Here is a 559-nt window from a genome sequence, read left to right on the forward strand (position 1 = left end):
TACGGACTCGGCATGTTGATGCAACAGATGGGGCAACCCGAAACTGCCCAGCAGTTGCTTGTTGCAGCTTCCCAAGTGCAGCCGGATTCTGTCAAGATTTGGTTCAGTTTGGGCAATTTGCGTCAAGCTCAAGGGCAATTACCAGAAGCAGAGACAGCATACCAGCAAGCGATCGCACTCCGCCCCGATGCGGTAACGATTTACAATAACCTGGGCTACACCCTGCAACAACAAGGTAAGTTAGAAGCAGCTATAACCTGCTATCAAAAAGCTTTGGAATTGCAGCCCAATTGCGTAGAAGCGGATGTCAATTTAGGTAATGCGCTTCACGCCCAAGGCAAGCTCTCCCCAGAGCAACAAACTTATTATGCACAATTGAATGGCAAATTGGGTCATGCTCGCAAAAAAGCCGGAGATTTAGCAACTGCCGCAGTTTACTTTCAAAAAGCCCTGGAACTGAATCCCAACTTTGAGGAAGTTTATACTAGTTTACGAGAAATTTATGACAGTCAGCAGAAGTTATAACGGATTGCAGCCGTACCTCATACGGCTCGTTTGT

At 47.0% G+C, this 559-nt stretch carries 1 protein-coding gene; it reads left to right on the forward strand.

Annotation, left to right across the window (positions count from 1 at the left end; all coding sequences use genetic code 11):
• The coding region (locus tag MiSe_RS49675) for a tetratricopeptide repeat protein (RefSeq protein WP_226595000.1) at positions 1 to 525 on the forward strand (525 nt) is incomplete at its 5' end.
• Between the last annotated feature and the right edge of the window lie 34 nt (positions 526 to 559).

The sequence above is a fragment of the Microseira wollei NIES-4236 genome, assembly GCF_020521235.1.
GTDB classification, from domain to species: Bacteria; Cyanobacteriota; Cyanobacteriia; order Cyanobacteriales; family Aerosakkonemataceae; genus Microseira; species Microseira wollei.